The sequence below is a fragment of the Flavobacterium nackdongense genome (assembly GCF_004355225.1).
Lineage (GTDB): Bacteria > Bacteroidota > Bacteroidia > Flavobacteriales > Flavobacteriaceae > Flavobacterium > Flavobacterium nackdongense.
This window is the reverse complement of the sequence record NZ_CP037933.1, coordinates 679,129-698,266: the sequence shown is the minus strand read 5'-3', so window position 1 is coordinate 698,266 and position 19,138 is coordinate 679,129. Positions and strand designations below refer to the sequence as shown.

General features: G+C 36.5%; 20 protein-coding genes. 7 read left to right on the top strand and 13 right to left on the bottom strand.

Going from position 1 to position 19,138, the window contains the following annotated elements; genetic code table 11:
* Nucleotides 1-99: 99 nt before the first annotated feature.
* From gldG to E1750_RS02795, 5 genes are all read right to left on the bottom strand, one after another.
* The gene (gldG, locus tag E1750_RS02815; protein ID WP_133275309.1) at nt 100-1,785 is read right to left on the bottom strand and encodes a gliding motility-associated ABC transporter substrate-binding protein GldG; all 1,686 of its coding nucleotides are present in this window, start codon (nt 1,783-1,785) and stop codon (nt 100-102) included.
* Nucleotides 1,785-2,510 carry a gliding motility-associated ABC transporter permease subunit GldF gene (gene gldF / locus E1750_RS02810; RefSeq protein ID WP_133275308.1) on the bottom strand — a complete coding sequence of 242 codons (726 nt, stop codon included), beginning with the start codon at nt 2,508-2,510 and terminating at the stop codon, nt 1,785-1,787. The genes gldG and gldF overlap by 1 nt, the downstream gene beginning before the upstream one ends.
* 99 nt (nt 2,511-2,609) lie before the next feature.
* Nucleotides 2,610-2,942, bottom strand: coding sequence for a putative quinol monooxygenase (locus E1750_RS02805; RefSeq protein ID WP_133275307.1), 333 nt, complete (start codon nt 2,940-2,942; stop codon nt 2,610-2,612).
* Nucleotides 2,943-2,990: 48 nt separating this feature from the next.
* Nucleotides 2,991-3,467: a DUF1493 family protein gene (locus E1750_RS02800; protein WP_133275306.1), complete on the bottom strand. Its 477-nt coding sequence runs from the start codon at nt 3,465-3,467 to the stop codon at nt 2,991-2,993.
* 60 nt (nt 3,468-3,527) lie between these two features.
* Nucleotides 3,528-4,355, bottom strand: a complete 828-nt coding sequence (locus tag E1750_RS02795; RefSeq protein ID WP_133275305.1) for an SAM hydrolase/SAM-dependent halogenase family protein — start codon at nt 4,353-4,355, stop codon at nt 3,528-3,530.
* Between the two features lie 104 nt (nt 4,356-4,459).
* On the opposite strand from E1750_RS02795, the gene E1750_RS02790 reads away from it, so the two are divergent.
* The 4 genes from E1750_RS02790 to E1750_RS02775 all read left to right on the top strand — a co-directional run bounded on the left by E1750_RS02790 (nt 4,460) and on the right by E1750_RS02775 (nt 8,422).
* Entirely contained in the window at nt 4,460-5,410 is a 951-nt protein-coding gene (locus E1750_RS02790; RefSeq protein ID WP_133275304.1) for a PhoH family protein, read from the top strand.
* 576 nt (nt 5,411-5,986) lie between these two features.
* Nucleotides 5,987-6,796, top strand: coding sequence for a Cof-type HAD-IIB family hydrolase (locus E1750_RS02785; RefSeq protein WP_133275303.1), 810 nt, complete (start codon nt 5,987-5,989; stop codon nt 6,794-6,796).
* Nucleotides 6,797-6,821: 25 nt separating this feature from the next.
* Nucleotides 6,822-7,400, top strand: coding sequence for a hypothetical protein (locus E1750_RS02780; protein ID WP_133275302.1), 579 nt, complete (start codon nt 6,822-6,824; stop codon nt 7,398-7,400).
* A 71-nt stretch (nt 7,401-7,471) separates the two neighbouring features.
* On the top strand, nt 7,472-8,422 hold the full coding sequence (locus E1750_RS02775; RefSeq protein WP_133275301.1) for a phosphoribosylaminoimidazolesuccinocarboxamide synthase: 951 nt from the start codon (nt 7,472-7,474) through the stop codon (nt 8,420-8,422).
* Nucleotides 8,423-8,698: 276 nt separating this feature from the next.
* Here E1750_RS02775 and E1750_RS02770 read toward each other — a convergent pair whose 3' ends face one another.
* The 3 genes from E1750_RS02770 to E1750_RS02760 all read right to left on the bottom strand — a co-directional run bounded on the left by E1750_RS02770 (nt 8,699) and on the right by E1750_RS02760 (nt 12,230).
* Nucleotides 8,699-10,024 (bottom strand): ammonium transporter, encoded by a 1,326-nt coding sequence (locus E1750_RS02770; RefSeq protein ID WP_133275300.1) that lies wholly within the window; start codon nt 10,022-10,024, stop codon nt 8,699-8,701.
* 184 nt (nt 10,025-10,208) lie between these two features.
* Nucleotides 10,209-11,213, bottom strand: a complete 1,005-nt coding sequence (locus E1750_RS02765; protein WP_133275299.1) for an aminotransferase class I/II-fold pyridoxal phosphate-dependent enzyme — start codon at nt 11,211-11,213, stop codon at nt 10,209-10,211.
* Between the two features lie 3 nt (nt 11,214-11,216).
* On the bottom strand, nt 11,217-12,230 hold the full coding sequence (locus E1750_RS02760; RefSeq protein WP_133275298.1) for a dipeptide epimerase: 1,014 nt from the start codon (nt 12,228-12,230) through the stop codon (nt 11,217-11,219).
* A gap of 269 nt (nt 12,231-12,499) precedes the next feature.
* Between E1750_RS02760 and E1750_RS02755 the strand changes: the two genes are divergently transcribed.
* The 3 genes from E1750_RS02755 to E1750_RS02745 all read left to right on the top strand — a co-directional run bounded on the left by E1750_RS02755 (nt 12,500) and on the right by E1750_RS02745 (nt 16,403).
* Nucleotides 12,500-13,480: a Gfo/Idh/MocA family protein gene (locus E1750_RS02755; protein ID WP_133275297.1), complete on the top strand. Its 981-nt coding sequence runs from the start codon at nt 12,500-12,502 to the stop codon at nt 13,478-13,480.
* Between the two features lie 90 nt (nt 13,481-13,570).
* Nucleotides 13,571-15,106 carry a YifB family Mg chelatase-like AAA ATPase gene (locus E1750_RS02750; RefSeq protein ID WP_133275296.1) on the top strand — a complete coding sequence of 512 codons (1,536 nt, stop codon included), beginning with the start codon at nt 13,571-13,573 and terminating at the stop codon, nt 15,104-15,106.
* Between the two features lie 691 nt (nt 15,107-15,797).
* A complete protein-coding gene (locus E1750_RS02745; RefSeq protein ID WP_133275295.1) occupies nt 15,798-16,403 on the top strand; it encodes an REP-associated tyrosine transposase in 606 nt (201 codons plus the stop codon).
* Nucleotides 16,404-16,461: 58 nt separating this feature from the next.
* Here the strand turns inward: E1750_RS02745 and E1750_RS02740 are convergent, their stop codons facing one another.
* The 5 genes from E1750_RS02740 to E1750_RS02725 are packed head-to-tail and all read right to left on the bottom strand — an operon-like array spanning nt 16,462 to nt 19,074.
* A complete protein-coding gene (locus E1750_RS02740) occupies nt 16,462-17,751 on the bottom strand; it encodes a DEAD/DEAH box helicase (protein ID WP_133275294.1) in 1,290 nt (429 codons plus the stop codon).
* A gap of 43 nt (nt 17,752-17,794) precedes the next feature.
* On the bottom strand, nt 17,795-17,950 hold the full coding sequence (locus E1750_RS17700; protein ID WP_165697983.1) for a hypothetical protein: 156 nt from the start codon (nt 17,948-17,950) through the stop codon (nt 17,795-17,797).
* Complete coding sequence (locus E1750_RS02735) at nt 17,931-18,437, bottom strand: GNAT family N-acetyltransferase (RefSeq protein WP_133275293.1); 507 nt, start codon at nt 18,435-18,437, stop codon at nt 17,931-17,933. The genes E1750_RS17700 and E1750_RS02735 overlap by 20 nt, the downstream gene beginning before the upstream one ends.
* 9 nt (nt 18,438-18,446) lie before the next feature.
* Nucleotides 18,447-18,872: a putative toxin-antitoxin system toxin component, PIN family gene (locus E1750_RS02730; protein ID WP_133275292.1), complete on the bottom strand. Its 426-nt coding sequence runs from the start codon at nt 18,870-18,872 to the stop codon at nt 18,447-18,449.
* Nucleotides 18,859-19,074: a hypothetical protein gene (locus E1750_RS02725; protein WP_133275291.1), complete on the bottom strand. Its 216-nt coding sequence runs from the start codon at nt 19,072-19,074 to the stop codon at nt 18,859-18,861. The genes E1750_RS02730 and E1750_RS02725 overlap by 14 nt, the downstream gene beginning before the upstream one ends.
* Nucleotides 19,075-19,138 lie beyond the last annotated feature (64 nt).

Below are 19,138 nucleotides of genomic sequence, written 5' to 3'. Positions count from 1 at the left end.
TGTTATTTTATGGGTATATTATTTTATCGATTTATGCTATACGATAGGGATACAAATATATCGTAAACTATCGTAAGAATAAAACTTTTTTTATTAACATTAATTAGCGTACTTTTTCTTTCTCCAAAGCGTAAAAACCACGCCAAAAATCCCCAAAATAAGCAGTGGTAGTCCGATAGTTAGGATTTGTGTCCTGGTATAACTTTCGTAAACTTTCTCTTTATCCAATAATGGCAAATCGAGGTCTTTGCTTCGAATGTTAATAAGTCCGCTGTCATCCAATAGATAATTGACACAATTCATCAGGAAATCTTTGTTGTCATACAAATTTCCGGAGCGTTGATCGTAGCCCAATTCTACCGGTTGGAAGTTTTTATCCAATTGATTTCGAACCAAATCGCCATCCGAAATCACAATCATTTTATTGGCTTTGCCGAGAGGCTGAAACGATTTTTGGTCAAAAGGCAGCACCCGATTTTCGTACATCGAATGAAAGGAACCTTCGAGCAAAACCGAAAGTGGAATATTTCCTGTATTCAGATAATGATTCGGCGAGGTTTCTTCTTCGACTATTTTTAAATTGATTTCCACAGGAGCGCCAATTCGTTTCGAATATTTTGACGATTGCAACAATACGGTTTTCTTGATTCCGTTCTTCAAGGTGTCGATTCCACTGGCAAAATCGAACTTGATGCCCCCCAAGTTTTTTACAATAGGATGGGTACTTGTTGCATACACTTGCGGCGCAAATTTCCAATTGAATTCCTGATATTGTGTAGCACTTCCTTGTTCACCAGTTGCTAATTTGATAGGACTTCCTTGCTCGTCTTTGACCAAATCAGGATTGATTCGGAACCCGTATTTGAAAAACATATCGTTCAAATTCAAATCTCTTGGAAAGGCCAAAGTAGCCCCATATTCATTATACAAACTGTCCATTTCAATATTGACTTGATCGACCAACCACAAGGTTTTTCCACCATTGACGATGAATTGGTCTAAGACTTGTTTCTCGGCATCGCTGAAGGTTTCGGTTGGTTTGGCAATAATGGCCAAGTCGTATTTTTGCAAAGCGTCCAGACTTCCTGTTGGATTTTTGGCCACCGAATCTAAAGTAAATGGACCAATGTGGTAACTTTCTCGAACCTGCATCAGGAATTTGGCAATTTGCACATCTTGCAATTCGCCATTGCCTTTGATTACAGCTACTTTCTTTTGTCTTTCTTTGCTGATTTTGTTGATGGCATCGGCAATAGAATATTCCAAATGTTGCACCGAACCCACCACTTTTTGGGTAGTCGAAGCGCCCATCCTATTTTTCAACAAAGGGATATTGACTTCCTTGTTGTTGTAAACGGCAATCGCCCAAGGAAAAACCATTTCCTGCGATTGTTTTCCTTTGTCGTCAACGGTGATGTTGATTGGCGTAAGCCCTTTTAGATACAACTCTTTGATGTTGTCCATACTTTCGTCTTCGTTTTCCAAAGGATCGACGAATTCGAAAACTATATTCTTGTTATACGCCTGAAATTCTTCGAATAAATCGCGGGTTTCGCTTTGCAAACGCTTGAATTCAGCAGGTAAATCACCTTGCAAATAGATTTTTACGTACAACGGATTTTGCACTTGTTTGATGATATTCAAAGAAGTGGCCGAAAGGGTGTATCTTTTGTCTTTGGTTAAATCAAAACGGTGGAAAAAATAGTTGCTAACTACGTTCAGAACCAAAAGAACGGCAACGACAATCAACAGGGATTTGATATTGTTTTTAATGGGAGTGGTCATTACGATTTAATGGATTTTAGGTTATAAACGGTAAAGGAAAGAAACAAGAAAGTGATGCTCACAAAATACACCACATCGCGAGTGTCTATCACGCCACGACTCATACTTTTGAAATGATCCTGCATTCCGATACTGGAAATGAGCCCTTGAAAACCGGGAACAATCGTTGCCACACTTTCGAAACCAAAATAAAAGAAGAAACACAAAAACACCGCTACGATAAACGCCACAATTTGATTTTCGGATAGGGTAGAAGTGAAGATTCCAATCGCGGAATAGGCTGAAATTAGGAATAACAGTCCAAAATAAGAACCCATCGTGCTGCCCATATCGATATTCCCTTCGGGCGAATCCAAACCAGAAATCACCCAAACATAAATAAAAGTTGGAATAATCGCCATGACAATTAGCAACATCGAACCGAGGAATTTTCCGTTCACAATTTGCCAAATGCTTAAGGGTTTGGTCAGCAATAATTCCAAGGTTCCCTGTTTTTTCTCATCCGAAAAACTGCGCATCGTCACGGCAGGAATCAGGAAAATCAGAATCCAAGGCGCCAAGCTAAAAAACGGACTCAAATCGGCAAAACCGCTGTTCAAAATATTATATTCTCCTTCGAAAACCCAAAGGAATAATCCATTCCCAATCAGGAAAACGGCAATCACCAAATACCCAATTGGCGAACCAAAAAAGGATTTTATTTCTCTTACTACTATTGATTTCATTTAAAAGCCCCACCCTAACCCTCCCCGAAGGGAAGGGAACCGATAGTGGAAATTGGGTTCAATTTATTTATATTTTAAAAATTCAATATGTTTTGCTGCTCATTCCTTGTTGCAAAGCCCTCCCTTCGGGAGGGTTGGGAGGGCTTGGCTTATTTTATCCACGCTCCAAGCCTCAGGTTTGTCATTGAATAACTTTTTTGTAAATGCCCACACTTCATTAAAAAGCTCTGATTGTCTGTAATTTTCCAAGTCTTCTTCGGTTTCCCAATAACTGTAGGTAAAGAAAATACATGAATTGTTTTTGTCCTGATACAGTTCCAATAAACGGTTTCCGGGCGCGTTTCGTATTTTCTCTTTTATAATTTCGAAGTTTTCCAGAAATGCTGGAATGTTTTCTTCGGCGAAGGACATTTTTACTATTCGTATGAACATTTTGATTTAGGATTGAGGATTAATGATTTTTGATTTCGGATTTAATATTTAGTCAAAAACAAATTTGACATTTTCTCTCAACAAAAACTTTCCTTTAATTTTTGATGTAATTAAATCTCCCATTGTTAAATCAATTCTGTCTGATTTGTATTCTCTTAAAAAGAAATTGAAACTATCGATTTTGTCTGAATATTTTTTTGAATATAAGTAAATGACATAAGATAAAATTCCTTTAAGGATAAATAATGGAATAAAAAAAACTGATAGTATTGACCATATGCTCATAGTCAATTCTCCTTCGCTTTCAAAATGCTCAGCATAATTGAAATTAGAAAAATCTAAATTATATTTTGTAATAAAACTATCTAATAAATAATAATTATCATCACCCACTAGACTTAAATCATTTGCTATTTTTGATTTAATACAAATATTTTTTTCTCCAGATTTTTCTTCAAGTAATTGTTGCACTTCAAGATAATTCTGTTTTAAATTTTTAAAACTTATTTTTATAATTGTTTTCATTTTATGTTGCTTTACATCTGAAATCAGAAATCGTTAATCTTCAATCTAAAATCAATTTTTCTAACTGAACACTATATTAATAACATCCCTATAATTCAACCCCAACAAGCTATTGGCTGAGCCAAATTTGGTTGGATTACTCTTGAAAATAGCAATTTCTAAATAACCGGCTTCATTGAAAATAGCTAGTCTTTCGCCTTCATAATTCTTGAGCGGATATTTTTCAGAACTCGCAATCGCAGAATAATTGGGCAGAATGGTTTTGACCACTTTATTCTTAAACTGAATTTCATACGGTCTTCCTTTGGCCACTTCCAGGAATTGTTTTTTGGAAATATTGGTCACGACATTGCCAAAATGGTCAATATAAATCACATATCCTTTTATCGAACTGCCGTCAGTAGCAGTGACCGCTTGTAATTCGGTGACTTGTTTGATGGTTTTTGTTTCTTTTCCAATCACGTTCAGCAAACCGCCTTTGGCAATGTGACACGCCACTTTGACGAAAACATCCAAGTCGGTCGCATCAGTAGGGAAGCGATCGTGAATGTTGATGGTCACTATTTTTTGAGGAACAATTTTTTGCGAAAGCATACTCAAAATACCATTATCGGCGGCAATGAAGTAATGATCGTTCCATTGCATCACAATATGTTGGTTTTCTTTGTTGAATTCCATATCCACACCAATAAGATGAACAGTACCTTTTGGAAAACTCGAATATGCCGCTCCAATTATGTAACTCGCTTCTACTGTGTTGAATGCGTCGATGTAGTGTGAAATATCAATAATTGTCGCCTCGGAATACTCGGATAAAATCTTACCTTTCAAAGCACCTACAAAGTGGTCTTTCAAGCCGTAATCGGTGGTAAGGGTAATTATTGACATAAAATTGTTTATAAATAAAATGCGAATGCAAGCTAAAACTCATTAAATTTGAGAAATGCAAAGCTACTAATAATAACCTTATTTATAAACTAAAACTACCGCTTTTGAACGAAAGAATCATCGAGCTCATAGACATCGCTCCAAAAGATTTTTGGGGCGCTCAAGACACTCATCTTGAAATGATTAAAAAGTATTATCCCAAACTGAAAATTGTCGCTCGAGGAACCACCCTGAAGGCTTTTGGCGAAAAAGAAGTCTTAGATGAGTTTGAAAACCGCTTCAACCGCTTGATGCTTCATTTTACTCGCTACAACAACATTGATGATAATGTCATTGAACGCGTTTTAGAAAGTACCATTCAGGATGACGCCAAAGCGTTTGGACACGACAAAATTTTGGTACACGGTGTGGGTGGAAAAATCATCAAAGCGATGACACCCAATCAGCAATTGTTAGTCGACACGATGGCTAAAAACGATATGGTTTTTGCCGTGGGTCCCGCTGGAACTGGGAAAACCTATACCGGTGTTGCTATGGCCGTCAAAGCGTTGAAAGAAAAACAAGTCAAACGAATTATTTTAACGCGTCCCGCTGTCGAAGCTGGCGAGAATCTTGGTTTTCTGCCGGGTGATATGAAGGAAAAACTCGATCCGTATATGCAACCCTTATACGACGCCTTGCGCGATATGTTGCCCAACGAAAAGCTGGAAGACCATATTGCTAAAGGAATTATCCAAATTGCACCTTTGGCATTTATGCGTGGACGAACCTTAGACAATGCCTTCGTAATTCTAGATGAAGCTCAAAATACTACGCATTCGCAAATGAAAATGTTCCTGACGCGGATGGGAAAAAACGCCAAGTTTATGATTACGGGCGATCCAGGTCAAGTCGATTTACCAAGACGAACTATTTCGGGCTTGAAAGAAGCCATTTTGGTTTTGAAAGATGTAGACGGAATCGGAATCATTTATCTCGACGACAAAGATATCGTGCGCCATCGCTTGGTCAAAAAAGTGATTGATGCGTATAAGCAAATTGAGAATCACGATTAGGAGTATGAAATATAAAGGTTATATATTTTTTGCTGTCTTTTTTATTGTATTGATTTCGATATTTTATAATATAGATTTTTACAGTTCTCTAATACCGGGATGGCATACGACTATATATCCTTTATGGAAAGTACTTTTATCTATTGTTGCTTTGTTGATATTTCTTTTATTAGCAATTATAAATTTTTTGAAATTATTAAAAATTGTGATTAGATTTTTTTCACAATTATAACAATGTCGATTTTTTACATTCCGCAAATTCTGTTTTCAAAGTATCAATTGCCTCCAGCTTTAGCTGGAGGGATAAAATTGGTTTGGTTTTTTAATGGCTTTAGCCAAACAGAATACTGTTTTTGGCTAAAGTCATTTCTGAATTAATTCCATATTTCTCTAGTTGAAGCTGGAGGCAATTTAAATTTATGAATTTGATGAATCTGATTTGTTTTATTATCCTTTTGGAATGTTAATTTAATAATAAACTTGCTTAACAACTGCTAGTTTGACTCCTGATTATTTGTGCTTTCAACTCTAAAACCTTAAATTTGTCATTCTTAAAACGGTGATTTAAAAACGAGTATGAAAGATAAATTTAAAGTAATAATAACTGATTTAGACGGGACATTACTCAATAACAATCACCAAGTTTCCGACTATACCAAGACCGTTTTCCGCAAACTTTCCAAGGAAAACTACTTAATAATTGTTGCTACAGGTCGACATCATTTGGATGCGATGCCGCTATTGAAAAATTTAGGTTGCCCGTTTTATTTGGTGACTTCGAATGGAGGCCGGATTCATTCCCCTAAAAAAGAATTGATTTATTCGTTTGATATAAAAAGTGAGGCCATAAAATCGATTTTGGATTTAGAAATTAGCCCAGAGTTTACCACCGTACTATTTCAAGAAAATGTTTGGTTGTCTAATAAAGTAAACGAAAAATTGAATAGCTTTCAGGAAGAAATGAATTATCCGAATGAAATTGTTAATTTTGATGAAGTTACTGACTTGAGTGCGATAAAATTATTTTTCACTCACGACCATCATCACAAGTTGGTTGAACTAAAAGACCGGATAATGCAAGACCATTCCGATGATTTTCATTTCGCCTTTAGTCTACCATTTTGTTTGGAATTTATGGATAAATCGGTCGATAAGAGTGTGGCGATTGCTAAAATTCTAGAAATAGAAAATCACAGTTTCGAGCAATCTATAGCTTTTGGCGATGGGTTTAATGATGAAAAAATGCTACTTTCGGCGGGTAAAGCTTTGATTATGCAAAATGCTGTCGAAAGTTTGAAAAACAAACTGCCACATTTAGAAGTGATTTCGTCTAACGAGGAAGATGGGGTGGCAACATATTTAGCGAATAGTATAGCCTGTTTTTGAGAATTAATTTTTAAAAAGTAAATCTATGAATATCTATTTTCAAAAAATCAAACAAAATTGTATTTCAGGTATTTTATTCTTAATGCCTGTTTTGATTGTATTGGTTTTAATTCAAAAAGTGTTTGGTATTTTCGCCAAATTTGGTAAGGATATTTCCAAAATATTTGGTTTGGACGGAATCCTGGGTCCTAATGCTGCAAATTTTGTTGGGGCATTGATTTTGTTGGTGTTTGTTTATATCTGTGGGTATCTGGTTCGACTTACATTTTTAAAAAGGTTAAGCGATGGAATAGATGAAAAACTGAAAGAGATCATTCCAGGATATGAAAAGCATAAAGAAACCGCTAAAAGCCAACTTATTAAAAAGCCAAAAATAGAAACGGATGTGCCAGTTTTGGTCCAATTCGAAGAGTATCGGCAACCGGGTTTTTTGATCGAGCAAGATGATCTCGATAATGCAGTTGTTGCTATAGAATCCAATTCAGGTAGTCGTGAAATTTTTATTTTTCCCATTCAAAAAGTGCAATTGCTAAAAGAAACTTCTTTGACTGCATTGAAAGGGACTATCAAATCATCTGGAAAAGGGCTTTTGAATTGTAAATAGAACCAGGCTTTTTTCCTTGCGTTCTGTATTATTTAATTCTAAATTTGCATTCTTAAAACAACCCAACAACAATGAACACAATCACTACAACGCATTTCAATTTTCCCAACCAAAAGTCAGTATATAGAGGTAAAGTAAGAGAAGTTTACAATATCAATGATGAACTTTTGGTGATGGTGGCTACCGATAGGCTTTCGGCTTTTGATGTGGTTTTACCAAAGGGGATTCCCTATAAAGGTCAAATCCTGAATCAAATTGCTACGCAATTTATGGAAATGACTCAAGATATTGTTCCCAATTGGTTAATTGCTACTCCAGATCCAAACGTGGCTGTTGGTCATTTGTGTGAGCCTTTTAAGGTGGAAATGGTGATTCGGGGCTATGTTTCAGGTCACGCTGCTCGGGAATACGCTGCAGGAAGAAGACAAATTTGTGGTGTAACTATGGCCGAAGGATTGAAGGAAAACGACAAATTTCCAGAGCCTATCATCACACCTACTACCAAAGCCGATAATGGTTCGCACGATGAGGATATTTCACGTGAGGATATATTATCGAAAGGGATTGTTACAGAAGAAGATTATTTGGTTTTAGAAAAATATACGCGCGCTTTATTTCAAAGAGGAACCGAAATTGCAGCCAGTCGCGGATTGATTTTGGTAGATACCAAATATGAATTTGGCAAAACCAAAGACGGTGTTATTGTGCTGATTGATGAAATTCACACGCCGGATTCTTCTCGTTATTTCTATTCAGAGGGCTATCAAGAAAGACAAGATCGAGCTGAAGAGCAAAAACAATTGTCGAAAGAATTTGTACGTCGTTGGTTGATCGAAAATGGTTTTCAAGGACAGGAAGGGCAACAAATCCCGAATATGACGGACGAATATATCGAAACCGTTTCGGAAAGATATATCGAATTATACGAAAACATCTTAGGAGAAAAATTTGTAAAAGCTGATATTTCTAATATCAACGAACGAATCGAAAAAAATGTTTTGGAGTATCTCGCGAATAGATAGTTACCAAAATTTATAATAAGAAAGCCGCAATTCTAGTTTGAATATGCGGCTTTTTCTTTTAAGATTCCTTTGAAGATATACCGCTGTAAACGAATTGAAGGCTAAAATTCTAAAGGGAATAGTCACTATTTAAAGCGATTACCAGTCGGATGTTCTACAATTTTTAATGCTGGCTATATTAGTATGATTTGGCACTATCACAGCAATTTATTATATAAAAAAAACACGCTAAAAACGAATTCCTAGCGTGTTTCAAAAATTAATTAAATGGTTTTATTATAGGTATTCTCCGTGTTGAGAAATGTCTAATCCTAATTCTTCTTTTTCTTCAGAAACTCGTAATGGAGTAATTTTGTTTACAATGAAGAATAAAGCATAAGAAGCACAGAAAGCGAATATAGATACGATAACTAATGCTTTCAATTGAATTAAAAACAAAGTGGCATCACCGTAGATTAAACCTTGGTTGTCACCTACAATTGCGTTTACTGATTTTGAGGCAAAAACACCAGTCAAAAGCATACCCACCATACCGCCAACACCGTGACAAGCGAATACATCCAAAGCATCATCAATTTTTCCTTTAGGGAATTTACTCACTACAAGGTTGCTCACGATACTGGCAATAAGACCAATCGCTAAAGCAGAAGGGATTGTTACAAAACCTGCAGCAGGAGTTACAGCAACCAAACCTACAACAGCTCCGATACAAGCTCCCATAGCGGATAATTTGTGTCCTAAAATTTTATCCAAGAATACCCAACCCATTGCAGCAGCAGCAGCGGCCACAGTTGTTGTTCCTAACGCTTGAGCAGCTAGGCCGTTTGAACCAACAGCAGAACCTGCATTGAAACCAAACCAGCCGAACCATAATAAACCTGTGCCTAATAATACATAAGTAATACGAGCAGGATTTGTTTTTTGAACTTTTCTTTTTCCTAAGAACATCGCTCCTGCAAGAGCAGCCCAACCAGCACTCATGTGTACTACTGTTCCTCCAGCGAAATCCAATACTCCCCATCCGAAGAATAAACCATCAGGATGCCAAGTCATATGACATAATGGTGAATAAATGAAAATAATGAACAAAACCATAAACAACATATAGGCCCAGAAACGAACACGTTCTGCAAAGGCTCCTGTAATTAATGCAGGTGTAATGATGGCGAATTTTGCTTGAAATAAAGCAAAGAGAATAAAAGGAATAGTTGGGGCTAATTCCCAAGCTGTGGTGGAGTTTACTCCGTTAAAAAACATATTTGATGTGGGATCTCCAATAATATTGCCTACAGTTGGGCCAAAACACAATCCGAATCCAACAACAACCCATAGAACAGTAACGATGACCATTGCTATAAAACTTTGAAGAACGGTACTAATTACATTTTTTTTACCTACCATTCCACCGTAGAAGAATCCTAAACCTGGTGTCATTAACAAAACCAGACCGGTAGCGCACAACATCCAAGCGGTATCGCCAGTGTCTAATTTTAGCTCGACTACGTGAGCACCCAGCGCTGTAGATTCAGGGAATAAATAAATTGAAAAAACGGATAGTACCAGAATTGTGATGAGAATCACACTTAAAATAATCTTTCGCATAATTTTAGTTTTTTTAGTTATAATTTTCGATAAAAGTATTAAATCTTGTAATACCCCCCATAAAAAATATAACTTTGAATATCATTTTTATCAAATATGTATTTTAACCCCTAAAAAATTAAGGGTAAAAGATAAAATTTAATTTTAATTTATGATTTGTTAACGATAGATTTAAATTAAAATACTATAAAATAGCCATAAGTTGAGTCAAATCTTCGATTGTATGATTGGAAGTTATCACAATGCGACTGAGTATTCCGGACTCATTGGTGTATTTGAAAGAAGTCGTAATGATTTTATTCGAAAATAATTTTTTTGATAGCAGGGCGTCATCAAAATAAATTATCGGATAGGAGGGATGAAACGTAAAGGCTTCGTTATTCCAAAAATAATTCTTAATATAGTTCAGGTTTTGTTCTAATTTTTGCTTTTGCGAATGATAAATGGCTTGCGCCTTCACATAGGTTTCCAAAAAGGCGGGATTCATTCCTGCCGCGCCAATAAAACAATCTTGGTTCCGAATTTCGCTAACAAATGATTGGTTTCCGGCTATCACACCACCTGAAATCCCAATGGCTTTTCCTAAAGATGCCACTTTGATGATATTGATATTTTCTTTCTTTAAAGCGTTTTGCCAATGGTTTTCAAGGATTCCAAAACTATTTGATTCGTCTATGACTAATTCAATTTGAATTTCTTTCGGAACGTTAAGCAAAATATCCAAATCGATGGGTTCGACATATTGTGAAGGTACCGCATCTGTTAAAATAGTGATTTTTGAAAAGCTTTTATCGAATAGTTGAGCGTTCAATTCGCCGTTAACCAGTAGAGGCAAACTCGACGGATGCATTAATGCCGGATGTGCATCGGGAAAATGAAAGAGGGCGTCGGTGGTTTTCGATAGATATTCCACCACTAATTTTCCCGCCAACATTCCCGACGAAACTGCCAACGCGGCCTCGGAATTTAAATTTTTTGCTAATAATTTTTCGGCAGTTTCATAAATAGACAGTTTAATATTTGAATTGCGTGAACTTCCATATCCGGTTCCCCATTTTTGGATGCTTTCGAATAAAATAGTTTGAAACTCAGCATTGGTAGTCATTCCCAAATAATTGGTTCCACCAAAATAGAGATATTCAACCCCGTTTACTAGTATTTTTCGGTCTGGAAATGCATCTACAACCATTATTTAGGAGATTAAAGTTACTCCTGTGCCGTGCAAGTCCGAGTATTGAATTACCCCATCGTTTAGCGTAATTCCCGTGGCAATGTCTTCGGCCAATAATAATCCGCCATCCATATCGACAAAGTCTAATTCGGGTAATAAATGGGCAATGGCTGAAATTCCTACGGTAGATTCGGTCATACAACCCACCATCGTTTTCATTCCCAGTTTTTTGGCTTGCGAAATCATTCTTCTGGCTGGAGTCAGTCCGCCGCATTTTACTAATTTGACATTGACACCGTGAAAATGGTTATGACATTTGGCCACATCTTCTTCCACAATACAACTTTCATCAGCGATAATAGGTAAAACTGAATTTTCGAATAATTGTTTGTGACCTTCCCAATTGTCCGCTTTCAGTGGCTGTTCTAAGAATTCAACGCCTAATTTTTTCAATTCAATTGCATTATGTAGTGCTTCATCGACCGTCCAACCGCAATTGGCATCAATTCTAAAAATAGCGTTGGTGTGCTTCCTTAGTTCGGTAACAATGGCGATATCTTCTTTGGTTCCCAACTTGATTTTATAGATTGGCCAGGGCAATTCTTTCATCTTCGACACCATTTTCTCGATGCTGTCTATTCCAATTGTATAATCGGTCATTGGGTTTTTATCGGTTGAATAACCCCATAATTCGTATAGTTTTTTGGCTTGTTTTCTGGCATACCAATCATTGTACGCCAAATCTAAAGCACAAAGCGCGAACATATCGTGCTGCAAAAATTGATGCGCTTTTTGCCAAAATTCTTCAGGAGTTTCATTGGTAACACTTTCGATGAATGGAATGATTTTTTCTAAATTGGCCTTCATCGAATCCACTGTAATTTTATAATAGGGATTGGAGGTGGCTTCGCCAAAGCCGGAATAGCCTTCGCTCTGTAATTCGACTATTAACGACGGTTGTATGGTATGCGTTTCACGAGAAATGGTAAATGGATGTTTTAATTTAAGGTTGTAGGTTCGGATAATTAATTTCATTTTTATGACTTATTGTTAGCTAATTGTTAAATTTATAACAAAGTAAATTAATATTTATGGGAATACAAACATATACTCGAAGTAATTTTCATTTGGGGCAAATTTTTACGAATTAGTAAAAATTGCGCTATTTTAGCGGTTATTTTTATCTTTTTTTCAATTTGCTTTGCACTTATAAATTAACAGAAAATGTATATTTGAAAGGAATTGCTAATTTTGAGTTGTAGCGGTAAAAAAGTAAATAAGCTCTGTTGTTTAAATTAAATAAAATGAAAGATAAAATAAAATGGGGGATCATCGGTTTGGGCAATATTGCTCATAAATTTGCCAACGATTTAATGTTAATTGAAGCTGCCGAACTTTTCGCTGTAGCATCAAGAGATGCTGAGAAATCAAAAGAATTTGCCAAAAGATACCAATGCAAAAAAGCGTATTCTACATATGACGCCATAATCAACGACCCTGAAATTGATATTTTATATATTGCCACACCACATTCTTCCCACGCGGACTTGACGATACAAGCCTTGCAAAATAATAAGCACATACTTTGCGAAAAACCAATTGCCTTGAATTATGGCGATGCTTTTCAAATGATTACTGCCTCGAAGGTCAATACTAAATTTTTTATGGAAGCTTTTTGGACCCGATTTAATCCTTCTTTTCGGGAAGCTTTTTCAATAATTAAAAAGGGTGAAATAGGCGAAGTGAAATACATCAATGCTGATTTTGCTTTTTATGCTGACAACCTTGATGGCATTGGCAACAGAAAAACCGATATGAATCTTGGTGGAGGTTCTCTATTGGATATTGGCGTTTATCCCTTGTTTCTGTGTTATATGGTTTTGGGAATTCCTATTGAAATTTTGGCTAAATCTAATTTTCATCAAACAGGTGCCGATTTGCAAACTTCGATGATTTTGCAATACGAAAATGCACAAGCTATTTTGCATTCGAGTTTTGTGTCGACATCCAATATTGAAGCTACTATAAATGGTACCAAAGGGAGAATTAATTTGAATACGCTTTGGCATGAAGCTCAATCCTATACTTTAAATGTCGGGGATCAAGAAGAAGAAATTTTATTGCCTACCAAAGGCAAAGGTTTTACTTATGAAATTGAAGAATGTCATCAGTGTATTAAAGAAAACAGAATAGAGAGTTCTCTTTGGTCACACCAAAACAGTTTGGATCTTATTAAAATAGTGGATCAGGTTCGAAATCAAATCGGTTTGGAATATCCTAGGTAAAGGAGTTAAAGGCTAAATTGTTTTATTCTTAAAAGATTTTTTATTTTGAAAGGAAATTTAGATTAAATTTAGATTTTTAATTTTACAATTATGCTAGTCAAAGTTTTTGGAAGTGCCGTTTTTGGGGTCGAAGCCACCACCATTACTGTAGAAGTCAATATAGATAAAGGAATTGGTTATCATTTAGTGGGATTGCCCGACAATGCGATTAAAGAAAGTAGTTATCGAATTGCTGCTGCTCTTAAGAATAATAGTTATGAGCTTCCAGGCAAGAAGATTACCATCAATATGGCACCAGCCGATTTACGAAAAGAAGGTTCGGCTTATGATTTGACTCTCGCCATTGGAATTCTTATAGCTTCAGGGCAAATTAAAGGCGATGACATTGACAAATATGTCATTATGGGCGAACTTTCGTTGGACGGCAGTTTGCAACCCATTCGTGGGGCTTTGCCGATTGCTATTAAAGCCAAAGAAGAAGGTTTCAAAGGTTTTTTTCTTCCCATCCAAAATGTAAAAGAAGCTGCCATTGTTACAGGTTTAGATGTTTATGGTGTCGAGAATATTCAGCAAGTGATAGATTTTTTTGAAGGAAAAGGAACTTTAGAACCCACAATAATTGACACTAGAGCCGAATTTTATAAAACTTTAGACTTTCCAGAATTCGATTTTAGCGATGTGAAAGGGCAGGAGTCTATAAAAAGGTGTATGGAAATTGCCGCAGCTGGCGGTCATAACATCATATTGATTGGTCCACCAGGAGCAGGAAAAACAATGCTTGCCAAACGTTTACCAAGCATTTTACCGCCAATGACTTTGCGAGAAGCATTAGAAACTACAAAAATTCATAGTGTTGCCGGAAAATTGAAAGAAGTGGGTTTAATGAATCAACGCCCTTTTAGAAGTCCTCACCATACCATCTCGAACGTAGCGCTCGTTGGTGGCGGAAGTTATCCGCAACCGGGTGAAATTTCGATGGCACACAATGGGGTTTTGTTTCTAGACGAATTGCCAGAATTCAAACGAGAGGTTCTAGAAGTGATGCGTCAACCTTTGGAAGATCGAGAGGTGACCATTTCGAGAGCCAAGTTTACGGTGACCTATCCTTCGTCTTTTATGTTAGTAGCGAGTATGAATCCAAGCCCAAGTGGTTTTTTTAATGATCCTGATTCGCCACAAACTTCTTCGCCACACGAAATGCAACGCTATTTGAGTAAGATTTCTGGTCCTTTATTGGATAGAATCGACATTCATATTGAAGTAACGCCCGTTCCTTTCGAAAAACTCTCCGAAGAACAAAAAGCCGAAAGCAGTGTCGATATTCGAAAACGAGTAACTGCTGCAAGAGAAATTCAATCGGAACGTTTTGTACAAATGGAAAACATTCATTACAATGCCCAAATGAATACCAAACACATTCGGGAATATTGCGTTCTTGATGATGTTTCGAAACAATTATTAAAAACTGCAATGGAACGCTTGAATCTTTCTGCTCGTGCTTATGATAGAATACTGAAAGTTGCTAGAACCATCGCCGATTTAGAAGCTGCTCCAAATGTTATTTCCTCCCACATTGCTGAAGCGATTCAGTATCGAAGTTTGGATCGTGATGGTTGGTTGGGGTAGTTTCAGTTTATTTGCTCCGCAAAGTCTGCGACTTTGAGGTAGTGATTTTCGGTTTTTAACCGCTCTAATACGAATTTTTATGTCAGTCACAGACTGACGAATGCATCCTCAAAGTCGGAGACTTTGCGGAGCAGGGCACCTATAAATTAATGACAGATTAATAAAAAATGTAAAATAAAAAAAATAATAATAGGTTTGGTTCTTTTCTTTGTTATTTCGTTTTTCTACAATCACTTTTTTTTTAAAAGTATGATAACTGGAGTTTACGTTAATATAAACTATGATAAAGATTACCCTATCGCAGAAGTGCCTGACAGTGCTGATACACTAGTGCTGTTTGATAACAATACTTATACGAGCGGATATTATGGCAAAGGAAAGTATAAATTAGATTAGTCGTTTGGAGGCACAAGAATTTTATTAATTTCAGATAACTTTTCGGAAGGAGGGTTTGGCTCTTCTTTTACTAAATTATATTCATTTGGGAATATTAAGATAGACCTTTTTAAAGATCTTGATCAATATTATGGAAAAATAGATTAAGAATAACTTAAAACAAATACGTTGAGTACCCAGTTATGTGAAGTGTTCCATAAAAAGAACATATCAACAAAACTAGTTGTGCTCCGAAAAGTCTCCGACTTTGAGGTAGTGATTTTCAGTCTCAGACTGACCTTAAAAAAAGACAAAAATGAAAGAAAAAGAAGGATTTATAATTCGAGATCAATCCAAAGCGCATTTTATAACCGCAACGGTTGTGGACTGGGTTGATGTTTTTTCTAGAAAAACATACAAAGATTGCGTCATCGAAAGTCTGGATTTTTGTGTAAAAAACAAAGGAATGATTTTGTATGGATTTGTAATTATGTCCAATCACATTCATTTAATCATTCAGTCAGAAAACAGTAAATTATCCGATTTGATTCGGGATTTCAAGAAGTTTACCGCAAAGACCATTTTGAATAAAATAGAAACAGAACCAGAAAGTAGAGCCGATTGGATGCTGAAACGTTTTGAATTTGCTTGTAAAAGTCATAGCCGAAATGAAAAATATCAGTTTTGGCAATATGGAAATCATCCTGAAGAAATTTTTTCAGAAAAGTTCTTTTGGTCGAAATTAGATTATATTCATTTGAATCCTGTTCGAGCAGGAATTGTTGCTAAAGCTTCTCATTATATGTATTCCAGTGCTTCAAATTATGTCGAAGATTCTGGAATAATAGAAATCACAAAAGTCGATAATCCGGTAATAGATGTTTTGAATCCACAATCGATTAGTACTATTTATAATTGGTAAGAAAGGTCGGAGACCTTTTATCACATCCTCAAAGTCGGAGACTTTGCGGAGCGTGGAACTATCTATTAGACCGTCTATCATTATTTTGACGCGGACGTCTTGGGCCAAAGCTGTTATTGCTGCTTCGATTTGTAGTATCTGTTTTGGGTTGGCGAGGAGTTGAATTGCGTTGCACTCTTCCTTGCCCTTGTTTTATGGGTTCGGTTGAAGCATTGGGATCTGGCTCAAAACCTCTGATGTTTTCTTTTGGCAATTTCAAACCCACCAATTTTTCGATATCACGTAGAAAAATAGTTTCGTCTGGACTAAACAACGAAATGGCTTCTCCACTGGCTCCAGCACGACCAGTACGACCAATTCGGTGTACGTAATCTTCGGGAATATTGGGCAATTCAAAATTAACCACGTGAGGCAATAATGGAATATCCAAACCTCGAGCGGCAATATCTGTGGCGACTAAAGCGGTTAGGCTTCCGTTTTTGAAACTGGCTAAGGCCTTGGTTCTTGCACCTTGCCCTTTGTTTCCGTGAATCGCAGCGGCTTTGATGCCGGCACCAATCATCGCTTCGGTTAGTTTGTTGGCGCCTTGTTTGGTTCGCGTAAAAACCAAAATCTGTTTCCAGTTGCCTTCCGTAATCAGTTTGATGATTAGTTCGGTTTTTTTCTCTTTGGCACAAGGATATACTTTTTGGATAATGGCGTCAACGGTTGTGTTTTCGGGAGTGGCTTCGACCTGAACGGGATGGTGTAAAATACCCATTGCCAATTTCTTGATGTCTTTGGAAAAAGTGGCCGAGAACATCAAGTTTTGTCTTTTGGATGGCAATACTTTCAGGATGCGTTCGATATCTCGTAAAAATCCCATATCTAGCATTCGGTCGGCTTCGTCTAAAACTAGGATTTCAACTTTGGAAAGCGATACCAAACCTTGATTTTGCAAATCGATTAATCGACCTGGAGTTGCTACCAAAATATCGACACCTTGGCGCAATTGGCTAACTTGAGGATTTTGATTTACACCACCAAAAATCACGGCGCTGCGCATATCTACATACTCACTGTATTCTTTTATATTGGCTAATATTTGAGCAGCTAGTTCTCGTGTAGGAGTTAATATCAAGGCGCGAATGGGGCTGTGGCTCAAGTGTTTTCCTTGCGATAAAATTTGTAAAATCGGTAAAGTGAAACCCGCTGTTTTACCTGTTCCAGTTTGTGCAGAAGCCAAAACATCTTTGCCTTCCAAGATAGGTGGAATTGCTTTTTGTTGTATTGGAGAGGGAGTTGTGTATCCTTTTTTGCTGATGGCTTTTAGTAAAGCATCCGATAATCCTAATGAATTGAATGACATAAATGGTGTTTCTGAAGTAAACACTATCTATTTGGAGTGCTTCTTAAATTGGGTGCAAAGGTACAGTAAATTTTTTGATTGTTGGATTTAGTTGAAATCCGTGATTATCAAAATATACATTTCCTCTAACTTCCACCTCCCAACTTCCATCTTCCAACTTCCAACTTCCAACTTCTTTTTTACAAAAGCACTTTTTCATAGGCTCTTCTTGGGCTTCCTCTGAAATGAACGATGCCACAGAAAGTAAAACCTGTCTTTTCGAAAATTTTCAGCATAGCGAAATTGTCGTGGTTGGTGTCCACTTTGATGCTGTAGATATTTCTTGTTTTTGCAAAATCCTCGACAAATTCAATGATCGTTTTGGATAATCCTTGACCGAGATAATTTTCAGCAATAGCAATTCGATGTATGACAACAAAATCTGAATTCGTGAGCCATTTCCCTTCGATTTTTTCATATTCTGGTTCGTAATTGATTACAATGGCGCAATATCCAATGATGGTTTTTCCCTCTTTTAAAACATAACCATATTCATTATCGATATCCTTTTTGACAACTTCCGGGTTGGGATAACCGTCTTGCCATTGGTTGCTGCCATCATTATTTCTGCGAAGGATTGCGTTTTCTAAAATAACCCATATATCAGGAATATCTGTGGAATCAGCTTTATGGAAAGTGTAATTCATTTCGGGAAATTATTGAGTTTTACTTTGCTCGATGAAATCAAAAATTTTTATAATTATTGTTTTTTCGTATTTTCCGATATCCAATAAGTCATTATCACCTGTCAGTAGATAATTTGCTTCTCCATCTTTAGCTAAAGCTAATAAGAAGTTGTCATTGGGGTCTCGACAAATTGAAACGGTACTTTTCACAGTAATAAAATCGATATAAGGATCAAATACGGCTAACATTTCTTCTAAAGCATTCTCGGAAAAATATTTTTTAAGCTTGGGTTTGGTAATTGTTGCTTGAAGTTCTTCGACCAGTTCGCTGCAAAATAAGATTCTAGTATTGTCGGTTAAAAGTATAGTTTCAAGTAGGTTGAGTTTTTTTGAAATGATGAAGCTAATCCAAAGATTTGTGTCAATAACCAGTCTAAGTGATTTATTTTGTGCCATATCTTTCAGCTCGAACTTCGGCAACAATATTTGCAATTTCCTCTAAACTTGGAGCAGTACTGGCATTTTTTCTCATCTTTTTTAGATAAGACTGAAGTTTGGAAACAGGCGCGTCAGTGACTTTGATATAATTCAAATCTTGCATTTCTTTGATAAGTTGCAAAGCTTTCGGATTTAGTATTTCAATTTTTAGTGCTTCCATAATGTCAAAGTTAAGGAAATGTTTTTATATAGCAAGATGCTCTTTATGCTTTATCTATTTTCGA